This window comes from Porphyromonas sp. C0041D3 (assembly GCF_056590575.1).
This window is the reverse complement of sequence record NZ_JBWPWJ010000003.1, coordinates 20545-43891: the sequence shown is the minus strand read 5'-3', so window position 1 is coordinate 43891 and position 23347 is coordinate 20545. Positions and strand designations below refer to the sequence as shown.

Genomic DNA, 23347 nt, shown 5'->3' with positions numbered 1-23347 from the left:
GCTATGAGGCTAATCGTTATCAGTGACACAAACATCTTTATAGACTTGATCTCAATTGAGTTATATGAGTGTTTCTTGAGTCTGGGCTATAAGATCTATACCAATATTTTCGTTGTCAATGAACTCGAGGATCCTGAGCAGAGAGCCATTGTAGAGAGCACTGATGGGCTATATATTGAGCAATTTGAGGAGGAGGGATTTGTAGAGGAAATCTTCCAATTCTTTGAGAAAAGGACACGCCGGGGATTGTCTTTTACGGACTGTGCGGTTCTCTACCAGGGTATTCGGCACAAAGCGGTGGTCCTCACGGGGGATAAGAAGATGATCAAGATGGCAAAGGAGAAGGACATTGACGTCCATGGAATACTATTTATACTTGATGAAATGGTCCGACGAGGTCTGCTGCCTCCTGCCGAAGCCGTAATAAAAATACGCCACTTATTTGAGCTTAACCCCCGGCTCCCATATGACGAAATTGAGCTCAGGATAAGGAATTGGTCAGAGCTGGCAAGTCGTAGTTTCCTCTAAATCATTGCTGTCCGACAAACTTTTATCGGACAGCAATGATACCAAAAGAAGCGGGGCATGCCGACCGGGTGGTCGACATGCCCCGCTTGATGGGTGGGGGGGGGTCAGTTCCTACCGCTGAGGGCGCGATCGATCATGTAGTAGAGATCGGCGTAGTGACCGGCCTCGGGGTGGTTGCCCATCCGTGAGGAGATGACTGAGCGGGCACCGAGGAGGCTCTTGTAGAGCGGTCCACGGACGTTGATCGCCTGAGTCTTGAGCTTCTGCTTGTCGTTGCTCTTCTTCCCATCGAGTCCGAGCCCGCTGAGCAGCTGAGTGACGTAGGCATACTGCATATTGCGCTCCACGGGGGTGAGTGCTCCGCCATTTTGCCACACATAGTCGTGCAGGTCGGCGAGGTAGGCATCGGGCGTGTAGGGGTTTCGCTCCTCGGAGTAGAGAGCCGTATTGGAGAGACGGCTCAGGACGGAGGTGCCGGTCAGCATGCTCATGGTGGAGAAGATCTGGTCGGAGAAGCTATTGGGCTGCTTGCCAAGCTTCTCCGTCACCTCCTTCGTGGACATCCAGCGGGGGAAGTCAATTGACTGGTCGAGGACAAAGCGAAGTGCGCGTTGCTGCTCCTTCCGGGAGGGCACGGAGTACTTGGTCTGTCCGTCACCGTGCACGGGGAGATTTCTCCTAAAGCCTCCGATGACGGAGGTGGCGTGGCCGATGTAGAGGCGGAATTGCCCTGCCAGCGAGCTGAGCAGGCGCTCCTGAGCCTTGTAGGTCTTGCCGTCTTCCTGAGGAGTCCAGTCAAAGAGATGATCCACTGTGCGCTTTAGATTCTCGATCCCGTAGTAGCTTGCCAGCACCGGATCATCGCCAAGGTCCTCGGTCTGAGCGGTGTAGTCGGCATTGGAGAGGATCTGTTGAGGCCCGTAGGCGAAGCGACGGTCACCCTGTTTCTCGGTGATCCAGCGATTGAGGATCGGACGCTCCTCCTCTGGGGTGGCAGCCTCGTAGATCGGCTTGTAGCCCCAGGCGATGGCGTACATATCGTACATACCGATGAGGGGTGGGAGGAAGTTGGTTACGCCATCACCGGGCTGTGCGACGTAATTGTAGCGCGCGTAGTCCATGATGGATGGGGTGGTGCCGTACTTGGCGGTGAAGTCGGGGGAGCGGAGGTCCTCCACCTTGTAGGAAGAGGAGGCACCCATATTGTGCATCAGGCCAAGGGTGTGCCCCACCTCGTGTGCCACGATGTAGCGCAGCATCGGACCGAGGACGGAGATCTCGTAGTGGAGACCGCGAGCGGAGGGATCGGCAGCTGCCGTCTGGCAGAATCGCCAGTCGTGGATCAGCTCCAGCACGTTGTGGTAGAAGTATACCGAGGCCTGGAGGATCTCACCTGTGCGGGGGTCGGTCCAGGAGGGTCCCATCGCATTGGCCTGCTGAGAGGAGGAGTAGATGAGGCAGGTGTAGCGGATGTCGTTGGGGTTAAAGCTCGGGTCATCCTTCGGATAGCGCTTCGCGACGATGGCGTCCTTGAAGCCTATGGCCTCAAATGCCTTCTGCCAGTCCTCGATGCCTTGCTTGAGGTAGGGGTACCACTCGTCGGGGAATGCATCATCGACGTAGTAGACGATTGGCTTGGCGGGGACGACGAGTTCGCCTCGCTTATGCCGCTCGATGTCCTCGGGCTTTGGCTCCAGGCGCCAGCGATTGATGTACTTCACCTTCTCCATCGACAGGGCGTCGGTGGTGATCTTGGTGGTCCCATTGGTGAAGTAGCCTATGCGGTAGTCGTGCAGGCGGGGACGCATCATATCCTTGTCGTCCGGCAGCAGACCGAGGGAGGCATTGATCACCGCGGTGAAGGGCTCCTTGTCCACGGTGTAGACGGCGCGAACGGTCACGTTGAGATTGCGCGGGAAGGCGCTGATGTCGGTGACGGAGGAGAGGTCCTTCTTGAAGCTCCCGCTCAGCTTATTGGATCCGAAGAAGGAGTCAAAGGGGGACTTGGGGAGGAAGGGCGTGATCGGGGCCTTGTCGGTGAGGAAGAGCGACGTGGCGTCGATGACCACAGCGGTGGAGTCGGGGCGCCAGGTGGCGATCTTGAAGGCACTCAGCACCGGCATCAGGTGATTGTCCTGCACCCTCTTATAGATCGAGGACTCGGGGTCAGCGGTGATGGCGGTATTGAGCTGGTGGAGGTAGACGCGCTCGTCGTCCTTTGACCAAGAGACCATCAGGGGCTCCGCCGGCATCTCGCCGGCGATGACATCGGTATTGTCGCTGATGGCATCGACACGACCGGTGAATAGCATCGGTCGGTCGAGGAGGGCGACCGGGATCTCCATGTAGACCTTCCCCTTCTGGAGATGCAGGTCGATAAATCCTCGCACGGTCTTGGAGGGATTCTTGATGACGTCGGAGTACTTTTTCCCCTTATCGTCCTTATCCTCCTTCCCCTTGTCGTCCTTGGGCTCGTTCTCTTTGTCCACGACTGCTCCGATCAGGTCGCCGAAGTCCTGGGCCTGAAGGCGGGTGGCGCCGGTCGGAAGTAGCAGCAGTAGGGTGAGGAGGAGTCTGTAGTAGTGTCTCATGTGTTATGTAGTGATGTCTGAGTGATTAATCGCCGGGGGTCTGGCGCTTCTTGGCGGCAGCGTTGCCGATGGTCTGGAGGTCCATGCCGGTCTTGTCCTTGATGAAGGAGCGGAGGGCATCGTACTTCTCGTGCATGATCGTGTAGTCGCCCATCGCCTCCTGGATCTCCGCCTCCGACATCGTCGTCATACGGTAAATGTAGTCGGCAATGTCGAGTGAGGGATCCTTGTAGGATCTATAGTAGGCAAAGCTATTGAACTCGTCGTAGTCCCAGAAACCGTGACCCATCAGGACGTCCCTCTTGTGGTCGAGGTCCTCCTTGTTGTCCACCTTCATTTTCTTCCCGATATTCTGATTGTAGAAGTCCTGAGAGAGTGCCTTGAATGCTGTAGGGGCGCTGATGCGGTGGGCAAAGATGAAGGCCCAGAGCGTCGAGTGCAGTTGGGGGATCATCTCTGTACGTATCTCCTCGCGCGTCTTGTACTGCGGCGTACCGGTGATGATCTCTCCCTCGCGGTACATATTGAAGGCTATGTGGTCGCGGAGTGAGGTGGCAAAGATTTCATTGGACCCCTTTTTGTACTTGGATATCGTGTCTGCCATGAAGCAGCGCAGAGGGAAGTACTGCTTGATGAAGTCATCAGAGTAGCCGGGGAGGAACTCCTCTGCGAAGAAGTGAAGGTTGTCCTCCACCATCTTCATATCCTCCGGGCTGGATGGATCAATGGCGGTGTATCGTGGACCGGTGACCTGAGGGCTGCCGAGATTCCACCTGGCATGCTTGGGGTCAAAGTTGTAGACGATCTCGAGACCGGTCCGCTTGTAGATGTCGTAGATGGTGTGAGATACGTAGTCGGAGCCGTCCTTGATCTCGTATTGTGGCTTGCCCAGCTCCGAGACAACGGGCGCCTCCCGATGGCAGGCGATGGTAGTGAGCAGTACCAGCCCTGCGAGCGTGGTGAGTGTCGATGTTGTATGGCGTTTCATATCCTATACTGGTCTCTATAGTGAGGATTACTTCGTCGCTTTCCCTCCGCCGAGGACGGCATCAGAGATACGGACGGTGTGCGGCACAGGGAGGACGTACTTAGGGGACTTGGCGGGGAGGGTGTACTCCTCGGTCCCTGTCTCCTTATCTGTACCGGTGATGTAGGTATGGTGCAACTCCGGCATCCCTTGGCGACGGAGGTCAAACCAGCGGAGCTGCTCAAAGCAGAACTCCCTGCGGCGCTCCTGCCAGATGAGGCGGATCACCTCCTCCTGTGTCCCGGGAGTCTCTAATACAGCGTACTCGGGAGTGACGCGAGCACGGCGTAGGGTATTCAGGTCCTTCATGGCGCGTGAGAGGTCACCCTTCATGGCGTAGGCCTCGGCGCGATTGAGGTACGCCTCGGCGGAGCGGATGGCAAAGCCATAGGTGCCGGTGATTTCACTCATATCGGTCTTGACGATCTTGATCGTGGTCACCCACTTGGGGAAAAGCCATCCACCCACATTCTCCTTAGTGGTATTGATGAAGTAGCCATTCTCTCCATTGTACCGGAGGTCTCCCTTGCCGAAAGAAGACATAAGGTCGTCTGAGGGACCAAAGTAGTAGGGATGGACGTTGCTTAGCTCCGAGATGATCCCGAAGCCATAGGAGTAATTGATCTCCTTATTGTCCTTGCAGATAAAGTTTTTCGCCTCGTCACTGCCCGGCGCAGGGAGTGTATTGAGATCCCTGAGTGCGCCATTGAGTGAGAGAGCTAGGTCGGCATACTCTATCACCTTGTCCCACTTCTGCATATGGAGATAGACGCGAGAGGCAAGTACGGCGGTGGCGGCGTGATTCCAGCGGAATACATTTCGCTCGTCACCGACCTTGGCAAAGGCCTCATGAGCGCCCTGTATGTCCTTCTCCATCTCGGCATAGTCCTCCGCCACGGTGGCGCGGGGGAAGCTTACGTCCTCGGCATAGTGGTGGTAGTTGAGAGGTACACCTACCGCGGTCGAGGCTGTGGCGGGATCATATGGCTCACCATAGATATTGGTCAGCATAAAGTAGGCAAAGAGTCGTATCGCATGAGCCTCGCCCTCGAGCTGTGCTTTCTCCTCCATAGTCCCCTCCATATCATCAAGGGCATCGAGGATGATATTGGCTGAGAGTATATGCTGGTAGAGCGTCAGCCAGGTGAGGTCAGTATTGAGCACATTCGTGGGGGAGAGCTCCGGATTTTCCTGCCAGGTATAGTATCCATAACCGGTGCGGCGCTGATCGTCCCCCTGGGTAGAGTTGGCATTCACCATAGTCACCACATCGTCGGTGAGGAGGTCGAGGTATCTGTAGGGGAGGGCAACCTCCTTGAAGTACGCATCCCCGTAGAGGATCTCAGAGTAGTCCTTGGTGGTCGTCGGGACGATGGTGTCCTGCGAGAATTCGTCCAGGAACCCCTTGCATCCCGAGAGCATCAAGGTCGCCAAGAGTGCAATGACTGCTGTGGTGGTAGTATATTGTTTCATAATATGAAGTGTCCGTTCTGTAGTGAGCGATTAGAATCCCAGGTTGACCGTCACGGCGAAGGAGGGCAACGGAGGGGTCGTACGAGATCCAAGGGTGACCTGAGACGGATCCTGCCCGTGGAGGTCCTTGGAGGCGAAGAGGAGGAGGTTGTAGCCCTCCAGTCTCACATTGGCAGAGCGGACGAAGCCGGTCTTCTCCAGCAGCTCAGGACGGAAGCGGTAGACGAGCGATGCGGAGCGGAGGCGTATGTGTGATCCGCTGACGACGCGGAGGTCGCTCTTATTGTACATCTGCCAGCGATTTTGGGCAAACTCGTACTTATATAGGCTCTCCTCGCCGGTCAGCCCAGTCGTGCCGGACTTTACATCATCCAGAGGATTTGATGAGATGGCGGGGATATTCGTCTTCGTCTCATCGCCCGGCTGGCGCCAGCGATCCACCAGCTCTGAGGAGAGGTTCTCCTGAGGCTTCGGTGTGGTCTGACCACCGTCGTTGTAGAGGTCATTCAGACGGACCTTATTGCCGACGCTGTAACTAAAGAAGAGATTAAGCGTCAGATCCTTCCACCTCAGTGAGGTCCCCATACCTCCTTGCGCGATCGGGATGCGGGAGCCGGAGTTGACGAAGGCGCGGGCAAAGAAGTCCTCTCTCGTCTCGCCCTCCTTGGGCGGCTCGATGCCGTAGAAGTCAGGCAGGCCCTTCTCTGTCAGCCCCTTGAAGCGGTAGGAGTAGAAGGTGTTGACCGACTCGCCATTCCGGATCACGCTACCATTGAGGAGCTGGAGGTAGGTGTAGTCGGTATTGATGCCGCCGTCGGTGACGATATTCTCATTGTGGGAGCCATTGACATTGAGGGTCCAGGTCCAGTCCTTCGTGCGGATCGGGGTCACCGTGGCCATGAAATCGAGTCCCTTATTGACGAGCGTACCGGCATTGAGTTGGATATTGGTACGTCCGAGGGTATGAGAAACCACCTTATTGATCAGCTGGTCGGTACCGATACGCTGGTAGTAGTCGACGGAGAAGGTCAGTCGGTTGTCGAAGAGGGCGGTCTCGAAGCCGGCATTCCACGATGTATTCTTCTCCCAACGGAGGTTGGGGTTGGGGAGCTTGGAGACGTGGCTCTGGAATTGCCCGCTCAGGCTCTCATACTCTCCGAATCGCATAATCAGGCTCGGAGTCTGGTCGTCGGAGACATTACCCTGGATGCCATAGGAGCCCTTGAAGCTAAGGAGATTGAGCCAGCTGACATCCTTCAGGAAGTCCTCCTCGTGGGCGTTCCAGCGTGCGGAGAGCGACCAGATCGGGAGGAAGCGGGCCTTGGGGTCTTGCCCAAACTTATTGGACCCCTCAGCGCGGACGTTGAAGGTGGCGATGTAGCGCCTGTCGTAGGTGTAGGTGAGGTTGGCAAAGAGGGAGACGAAGTTGGAGAGGGTGTTGGTCATCCGGTCTCTCGAGTACTCTGCCATCTTCTTGTAGGCGAGCCAGACTGTCGGGTCTATGTACATAAAAGTCTGGCCGCGCTCCGGCAGGTAGCCGTACTCCTTGGAGGAGATACCGGTGTAGTGCACGGAGCGGAGCTCGGGACCGGTATTGATCGAGAGGACGTGCGGTCCGCGGCGGAGGTTGTAGATCAGCTGCGCACGCCACTGCCAGCTGAGGTTGCGCATATTATTGGTGCTCATCATACCACCGTAGGGCAGCGAGCAGATTTTCTCACGGAAGTTAGTACCATCGGGTAGCGGGGTGCCGTAATTGAGCCGGCGCATCTTTGCCGCCTCGTAGGACTGCTCGTCAAACCACGACTCACTCTGCGTATTGCTCATATTGAGACCAAAGGTGGTATTGAGCTTCAGGTCGAGGATGGGGCGGTACTCGAGGAAGGCAATGGCATTGTAGCCATTCCCCTTCACCGTATTGCCGGTGTGCTCCATCTCGTGCATCATGTTGAAGCGAAGCTCCTCCTGGAAACCCATAGAGTTATTGTAGAAGAGTCGCTCCCCGGCGTCGTCATAGGCGGCGATGGCGCGGGAGGTGCGGAGGGCGTAGGTGTAGGGCGAGACGCTCATGTAGGTGTAGTTCTTATCGCTGCCATTGACGCGGAATTGCACCTGAGCGGTCACCTGCTTGGAGGGACGGAAGTTGATCTTCAGCATCCCATTGTAGTTATTCACCCCTTTCCCCTTCACGAGGTCGGGCTGGAGGGCAACGCTTCCGGAGGCGTAGTAGGTCGCCTTGTCGTTGCCACCGCTGAGGCTGAGGTTGTGCCGCTGAGAGGCGGTGTCACGGAAGAGGAGGTCAAACCAGTCGGTGTTATTCTCCTCCAGTGTCTTCACACCCTGGAGGAACTGGTCCTCCGTCAGCTTCCTGTCGTAGAGGTCCATCAGCAGTCCCTCGTAGCCTACGCGTGAGACCTGGAATCGGAAGGGAAGGCCCCGCTCCTCGATCTCCTTGGAGACCTCGATGCGCTCCTTGGAGTTCATCAGCGCCATCTGTCCGTAGTTGGGTCGCTGATTGTAGGTGACGGAGCCGCTATAGTTGACAGCAAAGCGCCCGCCTGAGCCCTTCTTCGTCGTGACGACGATGACGCCATTGGCAGCGCGCACACCGTAGATTGCGGTGGCGGCGGCATCCTTCAGCACATCGATCTTCTCGATGTCCATCGGGTTAAGTCCCGAGATGGCGTTACCGATGAGATTGACATTATCGAGCGAGTTGATCTCCTCAGCCGATAGCGGTACCGGGTCGTCGAGGATGATACCATCGACCACCCAGAGCGGGTCGCGACTGCCGGAGAGTGTGGAGACACCACGCACGCGGATCTTGGCCGCGGCACCCGGCGTGGAGACATCACCGAGGACGGTCAGTCCCGGGATCTTACCGGAGAGCATCTGATCGACGGAGCCGGCATCAGCCGTCAGCACGTCAGAGGCGTCGATGGTGACGACGGAGGAGGTGGAGAGGCGCTTCTCCGTATCTTGGTATCCGGTACTCTCCACCAGCACCTCGCCCAGCAGCTCAGCTGCCTCGCGGAGGGTCATATTGACGGTAGCACTCGAGGGCTTTACCTCCTCCGTCTTCATGCCGATGAGGGAGAAGACGAGGACGGCGGTCTTGATATTGGGCACATCGAGCTTGTAGGAGCCATCGACATTGGCGGTCGTGCCTCTGTTGCTCCCCTTCAGCCGGATCGTGACACCGGGGAGAGGCTCTCCCTCCTCATCCACCACAGTACCGTGGATGGTGACCGGACCTCCCTTGACCGGTCCGGACTTTGTGATCACCACCTGCTTGCCGGTGATGGTGTAGGTCATCCCGGTCCCCTCGAGGAGGCGGTCCATGGCTGCCTTGAGAGATACGTTACTCACCTTAAGTGAGACCTTCCGGCTCGCTTCCTTGGAGAGGCTCTGCGGAGAGAAGGTAATAGTCACGCCTGTCTGCTTTTGCACCCGGTCAAGGGCCTCCTGCAGGGTCGCCTGACTCAGGTCGAGCGTCACAGCCTCCGGTGACTGGGCGAAGGCTTGCAGGCACAGACCTATGAGTAAGGCGGCAATGGCGGTAATGCGTCGGATAGTGGTGTCCATAATGCTACCGATAGTTTTGATGAAAAGTATTCGGGTAAAGCGCCCCCCCTAATTGTGGCAGTGGTGGGGGCTAAATGATAAGAAGGAGTCGAAGTGTAGTCCCCGCCTCATCTTTTGACAAAGATATGAATTTATTTCAAATTCACTTCTGGTTTTGGAAAATTTTATCCAATGACGGCCCATATGAGGTCCTGAGAAAAGACCTCAGAGACGTGAGTGGAGGGTCAGCTGATCTGGCCCCAGTCGGGGGCGTCGGTCATCAGCTCAGCGAGGGTGGTGCGGATGGGCGCGTTGATCTCCTTGGAGAGCGTGGGGTCGTCCTTGAGGAGCCAGTCGACCAGCCGGGCGGCGAAGGTGACGGTGGTCACATCTCGGCTGAGATCCGCCACACGGAGGTTCATCACCGTACCGCTCTGCTGCGTCCCCTCCAGCTCGCCATAGCCCCTCAGAGCCATATCCTGCTCGGCAATGTAGAAGCCGTCCGTGCTGTCGCACATCACCTGGATCCGCTTCATCGAGGTGGCGCCCGCCTTAGGTCCCACACGGAGGATGCAGTAGCTCTGCTTATCGCCCCGCCCGACACGCCCGCGGAGCTGGTGCAGCTGCGAGAGACCGAATCGCTCCGCCGCCGTGATCACCATCACGGTGGCATTGGGCACATCCACACCCACTTCAATCACCGTCGTGGCAACGAGGATCTGCGTCTCGCCGGCGGCAAACTTCCGCATCTCCTCCTCCTTGTCCGCTGCCTTCATCTTCCCATGCACCATCCCCACTTGATAGGAGGGGAAGATGCTTCTCGTCTCATCGTACCCCTCCTCAAGCGACTTCAGGTCGCTCTTCTCGCTCTCCTCGATGAGCGGATAGACGATGTAGACCTGCCGACCCTCGCGGAGCTGCATATGGAGGAACTTCCGCACCTCCACCACGTCCTTCTCGAGGGCAAAGCTGGTCTTTATGGGCGTGCGCCCCGGGGGGAGCTCATCGAGGACGGAGACATCAAGGTCGCCGTACATCGTCATGGCGAGCGTGCGGGGGATCGGTGTGGCGCTCATGATGAGGATGTGGGGGTGAAGGGCGGGGTTTTTCTCCCAGAGCCGGCTCCTCTGATAGACACCGAAGCGGTGCTGCTCATCGATCACCGCCATGCCGAGGGCGTGGAAGTGGACGTAGTCCTCGATCAGGATGTGGGTGCCGACGAGGATGTCCACCTCGCCCGCCTCCACGCGGGCGGTGATCCGCTCCTTCTCCCGCTTCCGCATCGACCCGGTGAGGAGGGCGACGGAGGTCTTCTGTCCCCGGAGCATCCTTGTGAGGGTATTGTAGTGCTGCTGTGCGAGGATCTCCGTCGGCGCCATCATGCAGGCCTGCATGCCGCTGTCCACCGCTTGGAGCATCGCGAGGAGCGCCACGACCGTCTTCCCTGAGCCCACATCGCCCTGTAGGAGGCGGTTCATCTGATGCCCCGAGGTGACGTCCTCGCGGATCTCCCTGAGGACGCGCTTCTGCGCCCCCGTGAGCTCAAAGGTGAGCCCTTGCTCATAAAAGGTCATGAAGTGGTCCCCCAGGGGTCCGAGGATGAAGCCGCCACTCTCTGCCTGCCGCTCAGCGTGGATCAGACGCATCCGGAGGCGGAGGTAGAAGAGCTCCTCCAGCTTGAGCCGCCGCTGTGCCGCCTCCAGCTGTGCCGGGTCGGTGGGGAAGTGCATGGCGTAGAGCGCCTGAGCCCTCGGCATCAGCCCATACCGGCTGAGGAAGTAGTCGGGGAAGGTCTCGGGGATCTGCCCCTGCACCCGGTCAAATGCCCTTCGGACGGCACTCGAGAGCGCCTTGCTGTCGAGCCCGGAGCGCTTCATCCGGTCTGACGTGTGGTAGAGGGGGAAAAAGCTCCCAACGCTCTCCCCCGCCTTGCTCGCCACCTCGATGTCGGGGTGGGTGATGCTGATCACTCCCTTGTAGACCTTGGGCTGACCGAAGAGGATGTAGTCCGTGTCCTGACGAAGGGTGCGGGTCCAGTAGGAGATGCTATTGAACCATACCAGCTCCACCATCCCGGTGCCGTCGCTGAAGTAGCCCCTCAGTCGCTTGCGGTGTCCCTGCCCCTCCTCCTCAAGGCTGACGATGCGCCCTCTCAGCTGAACGTATGCCAGCCCGGTGGAGAGCTGGCTGATGGGGTAGATCTGCGTCCGGTCGAGGTACTTGTAGGGGAAGTAGAGGATTAGGTCCTCTAGTGTCCGGAGGGATAGCTCGCTAGACAGCAGGTGGGCGCGCCGCTCCCCGACCCCGGTCAGGTAGGTGAGGTCGCTGCCGAGCAAGGTGCCGTCTCCGGGTCGCGCCATAGGGGTTAAGACTACATCTTCTCGTCGCTTGTATTACCGGATAGATTGGTCTCATCCGGGTAGACTATGACGAAAGGCTCTGTGAGGAGTGTTTTGTCAAAAAAGCAGATCTGGACCCTCCTTAGTATGAGCAGCGTTGCTTTTTCTCCCGGGTACTCTATGGCTTCATCTGGATTGGGAGAAGATCTCCTCGGGCTGGGGCACATTCTGATCGCCTTGTATGGGAAGTCTGTTGCTCTCCTCAAGAACGCTATGACAAAAGGGATAGTCAATCTATCGGGGTGAAAGGTGTCACGGAGCAGGCGAATGCACTTAAGGAAGTCGTCTAGGTCAGCCATACGCCCCACTGTATCAAAGAGTAGCTCTGACTGCTCGTCAAAGCTTGTCCTGCCTATGATGTATCGAGAGTCCCCATAGATCTCATCGCCCCACCACTTAGCATCCTCTATACGCGTATCCCAGAAGTAGTACCCCTCGCCCATCCATGGCTCTCTGGTTCCACTCTTCTTCTCCCCGTTATCGCCCACAGATCGGCATAAGTAGGGCCCGTGGATAGCAACCTCTTCTCTATTCCCTCTGTCCTCCAGAGTCTGGTATATAGGTGTCATCTTAGTCCGTAGACGACTTACTCCACCTCTTTGGTGTTGCGCTTGAGGATTCCCTGAAGGTCAGAGAAATTAATGATCGGAAGGATGATTGGTGGAACGTTAGCCTGAAGAGACAATGTGCTTAGGAATGACCGGACGTAGGGGAATACGATTGCCATACAATTGGGATAAAAGTAGCCCGGTATCTCGGATAACTCTATGGGCTCAATAAATCCAAATACCACTTGGAGTGTTGTGGAGATAAATTCTTTTTCCTCCGATGAAACTCTTGTAATCAGTCGCAACTTGTACTCACCGGTGGATTTGGAGTATTCTCCACAGGGGTCAAAAGAGACGCTCAATGTCGCAGCCTCCTGAGTCTCCATGTCCATTGAGACTTGGAGAAACCGATACGACTTGAGTGTGAATGTTGCGGCCTTGCCTTGTCCTGCCATTGCTTTATGCTGCTAAGTAATTCATGTCGTTGGAGGAAAAAGAGTGTCCCTTTTCCTCTTGACGATCCGGTTCGCTTAGGTCGAGACCCTGTGTCAGCCGGATCTGATTGGCATATGCAAGGGCATCTGTCCCCACCTCATTGAGGTGGTCCAGCGCACTCCAGTCCTCTTGCAGTTCTTTCTCGGAGGCTGTCTTGAGATACTCCTTCAGGCTTTCGAATACATGTCCCATAGTTCACAGGCATTGATGGTGTTACCTACTATCAGCAAATATAGTCACAAAATCAATAAGAGGCTATAGCTCGTCTCGAAGGATCAGGGAGGCGAGGGCGAGGTCGCGGGGGGTGGTGATCTTGAGGTTGTCCGGGTCACCCTCGACGAGGAGCGGACTGCGCCCGGTGTGGAGGCTGTAGAGCCCGGCATCATCCGTCTGGGCCGTGTCGCCCTCCGCCTCGTAGGCGGAGAGGATCGCCTCGCGAGTGAAGAACTGCGGTGTCTGCACGCAGCGGACGAGGCTTCGGTCGAGGACGGTGCTGCCCCCGTCCGGCGTGATCATCCGGAGGCTGTCCGTGGGGTGAGTCACCGGGATGGCTGCCTCGGTGCCCTCCATCGCAGCGAGTAGCCGGTCCCACATCTCCCGCCTGAGGATCGGACGTACCCCGTCGTGGATCGCCACCAGCTCGATCTCCTTCGACACCTCTCTCAGCCCGTGGAGCACACTCTCCCCACGTGTCGTACCGCCATGCACCAGCGTCAGGGAGACGTCCGGGCAGTACTCCTCCAGTAGCGTACGGACCCTCTCGTCGTCATCGGGAGGGATCACCAAGATCAGCTGATCGCCCGGGGTGAGGAGGGCGGATGCGGCGTGCACCGTATGGGCGAGGATCGGTCGCCCCTCCAGAGGGAGGTACTGCTTGGGCAGCGGGGCACCCATGCGGACCCCCCGACCGGCGGCGACGATGATAAGGGCTGTGCGTCTCATCGGTAGAGCTGTGATATGGTGTAGAGGACGATGCCGGCAGCGACAGAGACATTGAGCGAGTGCTTGGTGCCGTACTGCGGGATCTCGATGCAGTGATCCGAGGCATCGACTACCGCCTGCTGCACGCCGTGGACCTCATGCCCGAGGATGAGGGCGGTGGGGCGGTCGGTATCGATCACCTTTGCCACATCAGGGAGCAAGATGCTGTCGTGCGCCTGCTCCACGGAGAGGATCAGGTAGCCCTCCTCGCGTGCCTGTCGCACCGCTTCGAGGGTGTCGGAGCAGTAGCTCCAGTCGACCGTCTCCTCCGCGCCGAGGGCGCTCTTGTGCAGGTCGGCGTGACCTGGCCGACCGGTGATGCCACAGAGGATGATCCCCCGCAGCCTCAGCGCATCAGCGGTCCTGAAGACCGCCCCCACATTGAGCAGACTCCGCACGTTGTCCAGTATTACGAGGATGGGGCACTTAGGCGCTGCGGAGTACTCCTCCGGCGAGAGCCTTCCCATCTCCTCCATAGTCAGTTTCTGTCCCATAGTCAGGACAAAGGTACCCATAGACGATGGATTTTGATTATCTTGTCTCACCATTCCCAATCGTATCATCCATAAAAATGAATAGACGACCCCTTACTCTGCCCTCTCTGTCGCTCCTGCTGCTGCTCCTCCTCTCGTGTGGAAGGGGTGGAATGAGTGCTGAGACGGTGACCGATAGCGTGCCGATCACAGACAGCATCATCTCTGCTCCGGAGCCGGAGGAGCAGCAGCCCCTCACGGCGGCAGACATAAGCCTGCGGGAGGAGCTTCTCTTCGAGGAGTACCACCTCGACTCCGTCTACGACTACCGGGATACCTTCCGTGTGGTGCAGTATGATCAGGTACGGGAGCGACTCGCCTACATCGAGAGCCTCTACGAGGAGGCGAACCGCTGGGCGGTGGTCGCCAATCGTCAGAATAAGAATGGTGAGTCACCGACGATCAAGGACTTTCACCGCAACGAGTACAAGCACGTGACCGACAAGTATGGGGTCGAGCGCTATCAGTCGGCAGCACTCTACGAGCTGAGTGACACGCTCCAGCCGGTCCGTTATACTCAGGACGGCTCCCTCGTCCACGTCATTGACTCTGTCGGCTCCTTCTACCACATCTTCCTCGCCCGGCACGATGAGGGAGAGTATATGGTGAAGCGGAAGTATCTCGAGCTGCTACCGGACAGCGTCTTCTTCGATCACGTCATCTTCGTCGACCGAAATAATCAGAATATCCTCACCGTGGAGCGCGAGTCTCGCGGGCAGTGGCTCGTTAGGAGTGTCAACCCTGCCACCACCGGCCGTAAGCGACCGCCCTACGCGCGTGCCACGCCACTGGGGATCTACCTCCTGCAGGAGAAGAAGCCCAAGATGTACTACACCGGGGACGGCAGCTCGACGATTGCCGGCTTTGCACCCTATGCCAGTCGCTTCTGCTGCGGAGCCTATATCCATGGCGTGCCGGTCAATAACCCTCACGGTAAGATACGCGAGTGGAGCCCCAGCCTCGGCACCACGCCGCGCTCCCATATGTGTGTCCGCAATGCCTCTAGCCACGCCAAGTTTGTCTACGACTGGGCACCGCTCCGCAATTCGCTCGTCGTCGTGATCGAGTGACACGGGGAAAAAAGCTCCCGCCTGAGCGCATACACTAATACCGATATTAGACGCGTCTAATATCGGTATTAGTGTTTTCTTTTACCGGTATTAGTGAATTCTTTTACCGGTATTAGTATTCGCTCACACCTATAGTTGTCCCAGGGCTGGTCAAGGGTGGGCGTATAGTGTTGAGATAGAGTAGGGTGGCTTCCTTAGGCGGGGTCGAGGGCGGTTAGGAGCGCTGATTGCGACTCTCGCCGTAGATGTAGAGCACGCTGCCACCCTTGATGGTGTCGATGATCGGACGATTGAGAGCCGGTGGCAGGGCGGGGCAGCCCCAGCTGCGCCCCAGTCGTCGCCCGCCACGGCAGACCGATGGGTCGGCGTAGGCGGCACCGTGGATCACGATCGCCCGGGCGAGGGCATTGTCGTTGACTCCCTTCTCCAGCCCATTGAGCCGAAGTGAGTAGCCATTCTTGCCGGTGTAGGTCCCCTCGGTGAGGTAGAGCCCCAGCGAGCTCTGATGGCTCTCGGGGCGATTGGAGAATCGGGTGGCGTAGAGGTCGCCACTATTACGCCCATGGGCGACGAGGGAGTGGAAGAGGAGCTTCCCCTCCGCCATGTCCAGCACAAGGAGCCGCTCCTCATTGGACGGCTTCGTAAAGTCGATCAGTGTGAGGATCTCCTTCTTCCGGTCCTTGATCCGGCAGTAGCCGTCGTAGGCCTTGCGAAATGCTGCCTCATCCACCCAGGCACTCAGCCCCAGCTGGTCATAGATCACCTGGCAGCTATCTGTATGTGCGACCAGTATGGTGTCGGCGGTCGGGACCTGACTCTCCTCCTCGCTATCGTGAGGCGAACCTGCCATGAGGAACAGCAGCGCTCCGCACAGCAGGGTCATAGTCAGTACCGATATTGTTTTCTCTCCCTTCTTCATCACGGGGACAAAGGTACCACATTCTTCTCTCGGGATCACTCCCCGGAGAGCTAATCTATCTTAACTCTCACTTATGGCGTCACTTGACGCTGTAGCGCCAGCATATCGCTGAGGTACTCGTCCAGGATCTTCCGGACAAATCCTGGGGAGCCCTCCACCATCTGCTCCACCCGAGGGGGCATCGACAGAGTCAGTAGCTGTCCGCTGATCTGCACCTGAGTCTTGTAGTCGGGATCATCGGGGTGCTCTACATCGGAGATGATGTAGCGTCGCCCATCATCGGTACGATAGGTGAAGTCTCCCCGACCCTTGTAGTCCTTGAAGATCGACTTCACGCTGTACTCGTAGTACCCTGCCTGTGCCGAGGTGAAGTGATAGGAGATGTACCCCTTTGCCCCCGTGTGGTCAAAGGTGGACCTCCACGTGGATCCGCTCAGATCCTGCGCCTGCAGGACGGTCGGTACAGCCCCTATAATAAGGAGCGGGAGGAGGATGTGGACTCTGATGTAGGTGATAAGCTGTTTCATAATGCTGATTCTCTTATACTACTATGATGGGATGTAGGGACATAGGTTTGATCGGCTTCCCCGGTAGAGTGTTATCATTTGTTGCCGGGCACTATACCCCCTATGGAGGGGTAGGGACCCTTTAGCCCCCCTTGTTTACCCTATCGTGCGATGCTCGAAAGGCTGATCCAGACAGGGATTGCGAGATTTTCTCGGGGAAGTGTTTGCTCAATTGAAAATTAGATGTAACTTTGTCCCCGAGTATAGGCAATATTTTACACACTTAAAAGATAGATTTAGAATTATGAAGAAGATTATCGCTATCAGCGCTGCCGCTGTATGTATGATGATGGGTCTTGCTTCTTGCAACAAGACTGAGAACCAGCAGAACGCCGACCAGGCTAAGGAGCAGATCGACCAGAAGGCTGACGCCCTCAAGGAGCAGGTTGACCAGAAGGCTGAGCAGGCTAAGGAGGTTGTCGATGAGGCAGCTGACAAGGCTGACAGTCTCGCTGCAGCTCAGACTGCTAAGGAGGCAGAGCAGGCTGTTAAGTAATTAACACCCCCTGTCGTCGGTACATAGCCGACCATAATACAAGGAGAGCCCCGCACGGACCAAGTGTCAGTGCGGGGCTCTCTCTATCGGTATACGCCGGGTGGGCTATCTCTCGAGTAGGTGCAGGTAGTCGCCGTAGCCCTCGCGCTCCATCTCCTCCTTGGGGACGAAGCGGAGGGCAGCGCCATTGATGCAGTAGCGTAGACCGCCACGCTCGCGAGGACCGTCGTCAAAGACGTGTCCCAGGTGTGCCTCGCCCAGCTTGCTCCTCACCTCCGTGCGGCGCATGCCGTAGCGTAGGTCAGTCCGCTCCACGAGGAGGCTGTCGCTGATCGGTCGGCTGAAGGCGGGCCACCCGCAGCCGCTATCGTACTTGTCTGAGGAGAGGAAGAGCGGCTCCCCCGTGGTGACATCGACGTAGATCCCCTCCCTAAACTCCCGGTCGTATGGGTGGCTGAAGGCACGCTCCGTGCCGCCCTCCTGCGTCACCTCGTACTGCAGGTCGGTGAGGCTCTGCTGCAGCTCTTTCTTGCTCTTACGGCTAAAGCGGGGCTGATTTGCCTCGCGTGCTTTCCGGAAGAGGGCAGAGGAGATGTGGCAGTAGCCGGAGGGGTTTTTCTCCAAGTAATCCTGGTGGTACTCCTCGGCGCGGTAGAAGCTCCGGAGCGGCATCCCCTCCACCGCTATCGGCTTGCTGTACTGCGTGCGGAGCTGATCCAGTGCAGAGGTCACCACCGGCTCGTCGGCGGGGTCGCTGTAGTAGATACCGGTGCGGTACTGCGTGCCGCGGTCGTTGCCCTGACGATTGACCGCCGTCGGGTCAATGGCGAGGAAGAAGGTCTCCAACAGCTTTGCCGTCGACAGCACCTCCGGGTCGTAGACCACCCGAACCGTCTCGGCGTATCCCGACTTGTCGCCACAGACGATCTCATAGGTGGGGTCTGGGGTATCGCCATTGGCATACCCCACCTCCGTCTCCACCACACCGCGGATCTGGCGGAGGAAGTGCTCCGTCCCCCAGAAGCATCCGCCGGCGAGGTAGATCTCTCTTACGCTATCGCTCATCGCTTGCTCTGTCATAGCCCCCTCCTCTCCGCTCCCTCGGGCTGATAGACAGCTGCCGGTCAGCAGGGAGAGTAGGAGAAATGGGACAGTGAGGAGCCTTGACGTCCTCACTGACCGGAGGGGGAGTAGTCTCTCAGTCGTCCGTCTCCTCATCCTCCTCGTCCTCCGGATCTTCCTCCGGCTCCACGGGACGCTCGCGGGTGCCCTGCTCGACCCAGACGAGCCGGTCGGTGTCGTAGCCGAGCGCCTTGGCCTTGGAGACGAAGAGCTCCTTCACCTCCTCCGGCATCTCCATGGTGCGGGAGAGGAACCATACGTAGTCGGTATTGCGGCCGACGACGAGCGCATAGCGATAGTCCGGGTCGAGCTCGACGACGTTGTAGGAGCTGTAGAAGGGACCGAAGAAGGAGACCATCAGCCGCGCCACGTCAGGATCCTCGATCGGCTTAGCCCTGCCGATGGAGTCGCTCCAGCGCTCCCTCTTGCAGTCGTAGCCACTATTGACGACCCGGATGGTGCCGTCGTCATTGAGGGAGTACTCGGCGGTAGTGTTGTCGAGATCTTTCTCGAAGCGTGAGTCGAGGCGGGCGATCTCGTACCACTTGCCGAGATAGCGCTCCAGGTCAAAGCCTCTCACCGGCCAGGCTCCCCGGGGCAGCCCCATCTTTTTCCAGATGTAGTAGTAAGCAGCAGCGCCGGCTGCGGCAGCGGTGCCCGTAAGGGCTATAAGTAGATTCTTTGCTTTCATTGTCCTATTGGTGATATAGTTATCTTATCCTTGTCACCCAAAGGTACCAAGAATGCAGCAGAAACAGAGAGATCCCCACGCCTACCCTCAGCTCAGCAGCAGGACCATCCACTGGGCCGCCATGACGCGGACGAAGAGGGTGAGGGGGTAGATGGTGGCGTAGCCGACGGAGGGGATGTTATTCTTCGTCGCGTCAGGGGTGAGTGAGAGCGCCGGGGCAAAGGTCATGCTCCCCGCCACGTAGCCGAGGAGGGAGAAGTAGTCCAGCCGGAGGCAGAGCCGCCCGATGATCAGCGTGACCCAGAGCGGGATCATCATCATCAGCGCCGCATAGCCCATCCAGACCAGTCCGCCGCTTGCGATTTTCTCCACAAAGCTCTCGCCCACGCTCAGCCCGACGCAAGCAAGGAAGAGTGCAATGCCCAGCTCGCGCAGCATGTGATTGGCGCTCTCGGTATTGTGGGTATTGAGGCGAAAGTGGGTGCCAAAGTTGCTCAGCAGGATCGCTGTCACGAGAGTCCCGCCGGCAAAGCCGAGCTTGACCGGCATCGACATCGAGGGCAGGTGGATCTGGAGACTACCAACGATGACACCGATCAGGATCGTCAGGGCGACGATGAAGAGATTGGGCTGGCGGAGGGTCTTGCGTGAGTTGCCCAGCACCTGCTCCACATGCTTCACGTCCTCCTCGTGCCCGACGACGATCACCGTGTCACCTACCTGGAGCAGCAGCTCCGGTCGCGCCATCAGGTAGACACCGGCGCGGTAGACTCGCGTGATCGAGGCATTGTAGAGGGAGCGGAGCTTCAGGCTGCCGATGCTCTTCCCATTAATCCTATCTCGGGTGACGAGGCAGCGGTGTGAGACCACGTCGGTCGCCCCTCGTGTGATCCACTCCGGCTCCACGAGCGGCACCTCCCTGCCGAGGAAGGCGCAGATCGTCTCCTTGTCGCTCTCGTCGGAGATCACCATCAGGCGGTCGCTGAGGCGGATGATCGACTTCGGTCCCGCCATCTCCACCTCTCCGGTGTCGTGGTGCATGATGCGGGAGATCACGACGTCGTACTTCTCCAGCACCGACTTTGACTCGTAGACGCTCTTGCTGTCCATCCAGGGGTTGCTCACCTCGAGGGTGTAGACCACAGCATCCCTGTGGGCGGCACGCTCCCGCTCCTCTATCTCCTTCTCCTCACGAGGGACATCGATCCGGAACACCCACTTCAGCAGCGACATCGTCAGGATCATCCCGAGGATCGCCACAGGGTAGCCGAGGGCGTAGCCGATGCCGACATCCCCGAGGGCGGCGCTGCCGACGGCGCGGGCGCTCTCCTGCGTCGCTGCGAGGGCGGGTGTATTCGTCACCGCACCGGAGAGGATGCCCATCAGCGTCGCCATAGGCGTCTGCGTCACTCGGTAGAGGACGTAGGAGACGATGAGGGAGAGGAGGATCGAGAGGAGAGAGAGGAGGTTCAGCCGCACGCCTCCCTGACGGAAGGTGGCAAAGAATCCCGGTCCCACAGTCATGCCGATGCCGAAGATGAAGAGGATCATCCCCGTCTCGCGGACAAAGGAGAGCACCTGAGGATCGAGCCGAAGCCCCAGATGCCCGAGGAAGATACCGGTGAAGAGGACCCAGGAGACGCCGAGGGAGAAGCCTCCGAGGCGGATCTTGCTGAGTAAGACGCCGATGGTGAGCACCAGGGCGAGGATGAATACCGAGGAGGCGATGTCCCCGGCCCAGAGGAGGTTGCGTACTATCTCGACCATAAGCTTGTGCTGCTGAGGGATGATCGAGTAACGCCTGATTGTCTGTTCATAACTTTAACTCCCGAAAGAAATTGTGTGACTAATAAGGGCTTATCATCGGGGCGCATCCCGGGTCGCAAGTCGGTCTTCTGACTTATCTCTGCCGCATCAGCGCCTTCCCGAGGAGCGTTGCTCCCAGTGGCTTGTCGAGGCCGATCGGCTATTGCGTGAGACTTACAGCAGCGGGTACTGTACCGGACTCTCACCGGTTTCCCCACCTCCTACAGTGGAGGTGTTTACTTGCAGCACGGGGTGACCCCCTTGGCGGTGCAAAGATAAGAAATAAAAGGAGAGCCCGCTCCCCCTTTTTACTCAAGGGAGAGCAGGCTCTCGCCGGATGATCCTTTTGCTCGTCCTTACTTCGTCAGTATCTCGATGTCGCCCTTGCCGTCGCGGGTGATGTTGCGGCGGTCGGTGCAGCGGATGGTGATGTCGGAGGAGAGGTCGGCATCGAGGGTGCCACCATTCACCGTGAGATCACTACCATCCACCTCAGCGCCTGAGGAGGCGGAGATGCTCACGGTCTCGCCGGTGCCGGAGAGGGTGATGTCACTCCCGGTGCCGGCGTGTATGTCAGCGAGGCGGAAGGAGCCGCTGTACTCGATCTCACCCCCGGTGGTGGACTTGAGCTTCAGCGTCCTCTGCTTGCCGGAGAGGTAGAGCTCAGCCCCGGTGGCGGCAGTGGCGATCACTTCTTGCGCATCACCGGTGAAGAGCAGTTCGCCCCCGGTGAAGCTCTTCAGCTCCAGTCGGGCGATCTTAGTGGGGCGATAGTTCTTGTCGATATGCAGCTCAGCACCGGTCTCCGCCTTCAGAGCAGTGAGACTATTGAGATCGGTGAGTGTGACGACGGCGAGATAGGTGTGGTCGTCGTCTTTGATGGTCCCAAAGGAGGGCTTCATCGAGATCCGGAGCGACTTCTCCGAGGCATCGGTGGAGCACTTGACCTTGTCGAGGTTGTAGACGTAGAGGTCCACCTTATTCTCCGTGCCGGGACGGAGCACCACCTCAAAGCCTGTGGAGGCGGTTATGTCGGTGGGGCAGTAGTCAAGGGTGATGGTCTTGTCCGGCTGCTGGCCGGGCTTCTGCGCCTCTGCAGTGGCCAGTCCGGCGAGCAGGGCGAGGGAGACGAGTAGGTATCTGAGGGTATGCATAGTGTTTGGTATGTTATAAAAGGGTTATCTGGGCAGTGTGCCGGTGAGGTAGTAGGTGAGGTTGATCGAGCGGAGGAGGCGGGTGTAGACGCTCTGGAGGTACTGCGACTTGGCTCCGATGAGCTTATTCTTGGACTGCTCCCACTCGTAGGCGGTGATGCGACCGGCATTGTACTCCTTCTCGGTCATGTCGAGGGACTCCTGCGCCACCTCGACATTGTCCTTAGAGAGACGGTAGGACTCCTCTGCCTTGCGGAGATCAGCGGTGGCGAGGGTGATATTTCGCTGCTCGCTAAACTGCTGCTGGATGAGCTGTCCGAGAGCGCTCTCCCGCTGCAGCTCCGCCTGACGGACGGAGGCGCGGACCTGACCGCGATTGAAGATCGGGATGGAGAGCGAGAGACCGATGGTGTACTGACCATTTGACTTGAGCTGGTCACCGAAGGACTTATTGGGGATCTCGTCACCGAAGTAGTAGAAGTAGCCATTGGAGTAGCCGCCGGAGAGGCTTAGGCGAGGCAGGTAGCCAGCCTTGGCGCGCTTGACATCGTAAGAGGAGAGGTCGTATCTCAGCTGAGCGAGGCGGAGGGAGGGATTGGTCCACTCCGGGGTGGCATGGTAGGGCGACTCTCGCTCCAGTCGGGCGATGACGCTCTCAGGATCCTCTCTCGGGACGGTAAAGGTCCCGCCCTCCTCCGTGATGCCCATATCGAGTCGAAGGACGCGCATGGCACGGTCGAGGTCGGACTTTGCCTCATTGAGCGCCAGGCGATCCTGACCCACCTGGGTGCGCATCTTGAGCTGCTCCGAGGGAGCGAGCTTGCCCGCTGCCACCTGAGCATCGACCCGCTTCTGCTGCATAAGGGAGAGGGAGAGATTCTCCTCCGCCACCTCGACGATCTGCTGAGCGAGGAGGACGCCGACGTAGCTAGAGGCGACGGTGAGGGCGATCCGGTCCTCCACCTCGTCGAGGATGTAGTCCTTGCTCTCGAGCGCCTCTTGGCTGCTCTTGAGTGCCCACCAGCGGGCGCCGCCCTCAAAGAGGGAGAGCGAAGTGGAGACATTGAGCCCGGTGGAGGATCCGTTGTTCTTCCTCAGCACCTTGTCGTGTCCCTGGGTGTAGCCAAAGGAGAAGTTTTGCCCCACACCGGCATTGAGGTCGGGGAGGAAGGCCATCTTAGCCGACTCCTCCTGCACCTCGAGCTGCTCCATCTGCACCCGGGCGGGGATCAGCTCGGGGCTGTGCCTCTGTGCGTAGACGATGCACTGCGAGAGGGTCATCTCGCTGCTGAGAGTAGGCTCCGCCTCCGGCACCTGCGCCGTAGCCGTGAGGGCGAGGAGCGGGAGGAGAAGAGTGGGGACGAAAAGTCTGTGAGCGATCATG

General features: G+C 58.4%; 20 protein-coding genes and 1 riboswitch. Of the genes, 3 read left to right on the top strand and 17 right to left on the bottom strand.

Going from position 1 to position 23347, the window contains the following annotated elements:
- Positions 1-3 precede the first annotated feature (3 nt).
- Positions 4-528 (top strand): PIN domain-containing protein, encoded by a 525-nt coding sequence (locus AC1EKE_RS02710; protein ID WP_296162960.1) that lies wholly within the window; start codon positions 4-6, stop codon positions 526-528.
- A 104-nt stretch (positions 529-632) separates the two neighbouring features.
- On the opposite strand, the gene AC1EKE_RS02705 is transcribed toward AC1EKE_RS02710, so the two are convergent.
- The 10 genes from AC1EKE_RS02705 to AC1EKE_RS02660 form a co-directional block, all read right to left on the bottom strand.
- Positions 633-3119, bottom strand: a complete 2487-nt coding sequence (locus tag AC1EKE_RS02705; RefSeq protein WP_480308052.1) for a zinc-dependent metalloprotease — start codon at positions 3117-3119, stop codon at positions 633-635.
- A gap of 25 nt (positions 3120-3144) precedes the next feature.
- Positions 3145-4107, bottom strand: coding sequence for a hypothetical protein (locus AC1EKE_RS02700; RefSeq protein ID WP_296158771.1), 963 nt, complete (start codon positions 4105-4107; stop codon positions 3145-3147).
- Positions 4108-4134: 27 nt separating this feature from the next.
- Positions 4135-5619 carry a RagB/SusD family nutrient uptake outer membrane protein gene (locus AC1EKE_RS02695; protein ID WP_296158770.1) on the bottom strand — a complete coding sequence of 495 codons (1485 nt, stop codon included), beginning with the start codon at positions 5617-5619 and terminating at the stop codon, positions 4135-4137.
- A gap of 30 nt (positions 5620-5649) precedes the next feature.
- Positions 5650-9204, bottom strand: coding sequence for a SusC/RagA family TonB-linked outer membrane protein (locus tag AC1EKE_RS02690; RefSeq protein WP_480308051.1), 3555 nt, complete (start codon positions 9202-9204; stop codon positions 5650-5652).
- 224 nt (positions 9205-9428) lie between these two features.
- Positions 9429-11543, bottom strand: a complete 2115-nt coding sequence (recG, locus tag AC1EKE_RS02685; protein WP_480308050.1) for an ATP-dependent DNA helicase RecG — start codon at positions 11541-11543, stop codon at positions 9429-9431.
- A gap of 11 nt (positions 11544-11554) precedes the next feature.
- On the bottom strand, positions 11555-12025 hold the full coding sequence (locus tag AC1EKE_RS02680) for a hypothetical protein (protein ID WP_297890712.1): 471 nt from the start codon (positions 12023-12025) through the stop codon (positions 11555-11557).
- Positions 12026-12168: 143 nt separating this feature from the next.
- The gene (locus AC1EKE_RS02675; RefSeq protein ID WP_480308049.1) at positions 12169-12585 is read right to left on the bottom strand and encodes a protein-export chaperone SecB; all 417 of its coding nucleotides are present in this window, start codon (positions 12583-12585) and stop codon (positions 12169-12171) included.
- 4 nt (positions 12586-12589) lie between these two features.
- Entirely contained in the window at positions 12590-12817 is a 228-nt protein-coding gene (locus AC1EKE_RS02670; protein WP_018107432.1) for a hypothetical protein, read from the bottom strand.
- Between the two features lie 63 nt (positions 12818-12880).
- Positions 12881-13567, bottom strand: a complete 687-nt coding sequence (gene ispD, locus AC1EKE_RS02665; RefSeq protein ID WP_480308048.1) for a 2-C-methyl-D-erythritol 4-phosphate cytidylyltransferase — start codon at positions 13565-13567, stop codon at positions 12881-12883.
- Complete coding sequence (locus AC1EKE_RS02660) at positions 13564-14121, bottom strand: RNA methyltransferase (protein WP_480308047.1); 558 nt, start codon at positions 14119-14121, stop codon at positions 13564-13566. Before AC1EKE_RS02660 ends, ispD begins: the two co-directional genes overlap by 4 nt.
- 56 nt (positions 14122-14177) lie before the next feature.
- Here AC1EKE_RS02660 and AC1EKE_RS02655 point away from each other — a divergent pair, with 56 nt between their 5' ends.
- A complete protein-coding gene (locus AC1EKE_RS02655; RefSeq protein ID WP_480308045.1) occupies positions 14178-15209 on the top strand; it encodes a L,D-transpeptidase in 1032 nt (343 codons plus the stop codon).
- A 214-nt stretch (positions 15210-15423) separates the two neighbouring features.
- Here the strand turns inward: AC1EKE_RS02655 and AC1EKE_RS02650 are convergent, their stop codons facing one another.
- Both AC1EKE_RS02650 and AC1EKE_RS02645 read right to left on the bottom strand, forming a co-directional pair.
- Positions 15424-16128 (bottom strand): murein L,D-transpeptidase catalytic domain family protein, encoded by a 705-nt coding sequence (locus tag AC1EKE_RS02650; protein ID WP_480308044.1) that lies wholly within the window; start codon positions 16126-16128, stop codon positions 15424-15426.
- Positions 16129-16199: 71 nt separating this feature from the next.
- Positions 16200-16655: a hypothetical protein gene (locus AC1EKE_RS02645; protein ID WP_480308043.1), complete on the bottom strand. Its 456-nt coding sequence runs from the start codon at positions 16653-16655 to the stop codon at positions 16200-16202.
- Between the two features lie 283 nt (positions 16656-16938).
- On the opposite strand from AC1EKE_RS02645, the gene AC1EKE_RS02640 reads away from it, so the two are divergent.
- On the top strand, positions 16939-17190 hold the full coding sequence (locus AC1EKE_RS02640) for a hypothetical protein (protein WP_296164695.1): 252 nt from the start codon (positions 16939-16941) through the stop codon (positions 17188-17190).
- Between the two features lie 105 nt (positions 17191-17295).
- Here the strand turns inward: AC1EKE_RS02640 and msrB are convergent, their stop codons facing one another.
- The 5 genes from msrB to AC1EKE_RS02615 form a co-directional block, all read right to left on the bottom strand.
- Positions 17296-18408, bottom strand: coding sequence for a peptide-methionine (R)-S-oxide reductase MsrB (msrB, locus tag AC1EKE_RS02635; protein WP_480308041.1), 1113 nt, complete (start codon positions 18406-18408; stop codon positions 17296-17298).
- Positions 18389-19003, bottom strand: a complete 615-nt coding sequence (locus AC1EKE_RS02630; protein ID WP_480308040.1) for a lipocalin family protein — start codon at positions 19001-19003, stop codon at positions 18389-18391. Before AC1EKE_RS02630 ends, msrB begins: the two co-directional genes overlap by 20 nt.
- A gap of 87 nt (positions 19004-19090) precedes the next feature.
- A complete protein-coding gene (locus AC1EKE_RS02625) occupies positions 19091-20770 on the bottom strand; it encodes a putative transporter (protein ID WP_480308038.1) in 1680 nt (559 codons plus the stop codon).
- Between the two features lie 101 nt (positions 20771-20871).
- A riboswitch (cobalamin riboswitch) is annotated at positions 20872-21068 on the bottom strand.
- 97 nt (positions 21069-21165) lie between these two features.
- On the bottom strand, positions 21166-21963 hold the full coding sequence (locus tag AC1EKE_RS02620) for a GIN domain-containing protein (RefSeq protein ID WP_480308037.1): 798 nt from the start codon (positions 21961-21963) through the stop codon (positions 21166-21168).
- Positions 21964-21987: 24 nt separating this feature from the next.
- A complete protein-coding gene (locus tag AC1EKE_RS02615; RefSeq protein WP_480308035.1) occupies positions 21988-23346 on the bottom strand; it encodes a TolC family protein in 1359 nt (452 codons plus the stop codon).
- Between the last annotated feature and the right edge of the window lies 1 nt (position 23347).

Bases quoted from the DNA above. Each gene is read 5' to 3' on its own strand.
- AC1EKE_RS02680 (WP_297890712.1), bottom strand. From the start codon at position 12,025: ATGGGCGAGGGGTACTACTTCTGGGATACGCGTATAGAGGATGCTAAG.
- AC1EKE_RS02675 (WP_480308049.1), bottom strand. From the start codon at position 12,585: ATGGCAGGACAAGGCAAGGCCGCAACATTCACACTCAAGTCGTATCGG.
- AC1EKE_RS02695 (WP_296158770.1), bottom strand. From the start codon at position 5,619: ATGAAACAATATACTACCACCACAGCAGTCATTGCACTCTTGGCGACC.
- AC1EKE_RS02655 (WP_480308045.1), top strand. From the start codon at position 14,178: ATGAATAGACGACCCCTTACTCTGCCCTCTCTGTCGCTCCTGCTGCTG.
- AC1EKE_RS02620 (WP_480308037.1), bottom strand. From the start codon at position 21,963: ATGCATACCCTCAGATACCTACTCGTCTCCCTCGCCCTGCTCGCCGGA.
- AC1EKE_RS02670 (WP_018107432.1), bottom strand. From the start codon at position 12,817: ATGGGACATGTATTCGAAAGCCTGAAGGAGTATCTCAAGACAGCCTCC.
- ispD (WP_480308048.1), bottom strand. From the start codon at position 13,567: ATGAGACGCACAGCCCTTATCATCGTCGCCGCCGGTCGGGGGGTCCGC.
- AC1EKE_RS02625 (WP_480308038.1), bottom strand. From the start codon at position 20,770: ATGGTCGAGATAGTACGCAACCTCCTCTGGGCCGGGGACATCGCCTCC.
- AC1EKE_RS02615 (WP_480308035.1), bottom strand. From the start codon at position 23,346: ATGATCGCTCACAGACTTTTCGTCCCCACTCTTCTCCTCCCGCTCCTC.
- AC1EKE_RS02645 (WP_480308043.1), bottom strand. From the start codon at position 16,655: ATGAAACAGCTTATCACCTACATCAGAGTCCACATCCTCCTCCCGCTC.
- AC1EKE_RS02660 (WP_480308047.1), bottom strand. From the start codon at position 14,121: ATGGGTACCTTTGTCCTGACTATGGGACAGAAACTGACTATGGAGGAG.
- AC1EKE_RS02630 (WP_480308040.1), bottom strand. From the start codon at position 19,003: ATGAAAGCAAAGAATCTACTTATAGCCCTTACGGGCACCGCTGCCGCA.
- AC1EKE_RS02640 (WP_296164695.1), top strand. From the start codon at position 16,939: ATGAAGAAGATTATCGCTATCAGCGCTGCCGCTGTATGTATGATGATG.
- AC1EKE_RS02700 (WP_296158771.1), bottom strand. From the start codon at position 4,107: ATGAAACGCCATACAACATCGACACTCACCACGCTCGCAGGGCTGGTA.
- AC1EKE_RS02705 (WP_480308052.1), bottom strand. From the start codon at position 3,119: ATGAGACACTACTACAGACTCCTCCTCACCCTACTGCTGCTACTTCCG.
- AC1EKE_RS02690 (WP_480308051.1), bottom strand. From the start codon at position 9,204: ATGGACACCACTATCCGACGCATTACCGCCATTGCCGCCTTACTCATA.
- AC1EKE_RS02710 (WP_296162960.1), top strand. From the start codon at position 4: ATGAGGCTAATCGTTATCAGTGACACAAACATCTTTATAGACTTGATC.
- msrB (WP_480308041.1), bottom strand. From the start codon at position 18,408: ATGAGGAGACGGACGACTGAGAGACTACTCCCCCTCCGGTCAGTGAGG.
- recG (WP_480308050.1), bottom strand. From the start codon at position 11,543: ATGGCGCGACCCGGAGACGGCACCTTGCTCGGCAGCGACCTCACCTAC.
- AC1EKE_RS02650 (WP_480308044.1), bottom strand. From the start codon at position 16,128: ATGAAGAAGGGAGAGAAAACAATATCGGTACTGACTATGACCCTGCTG.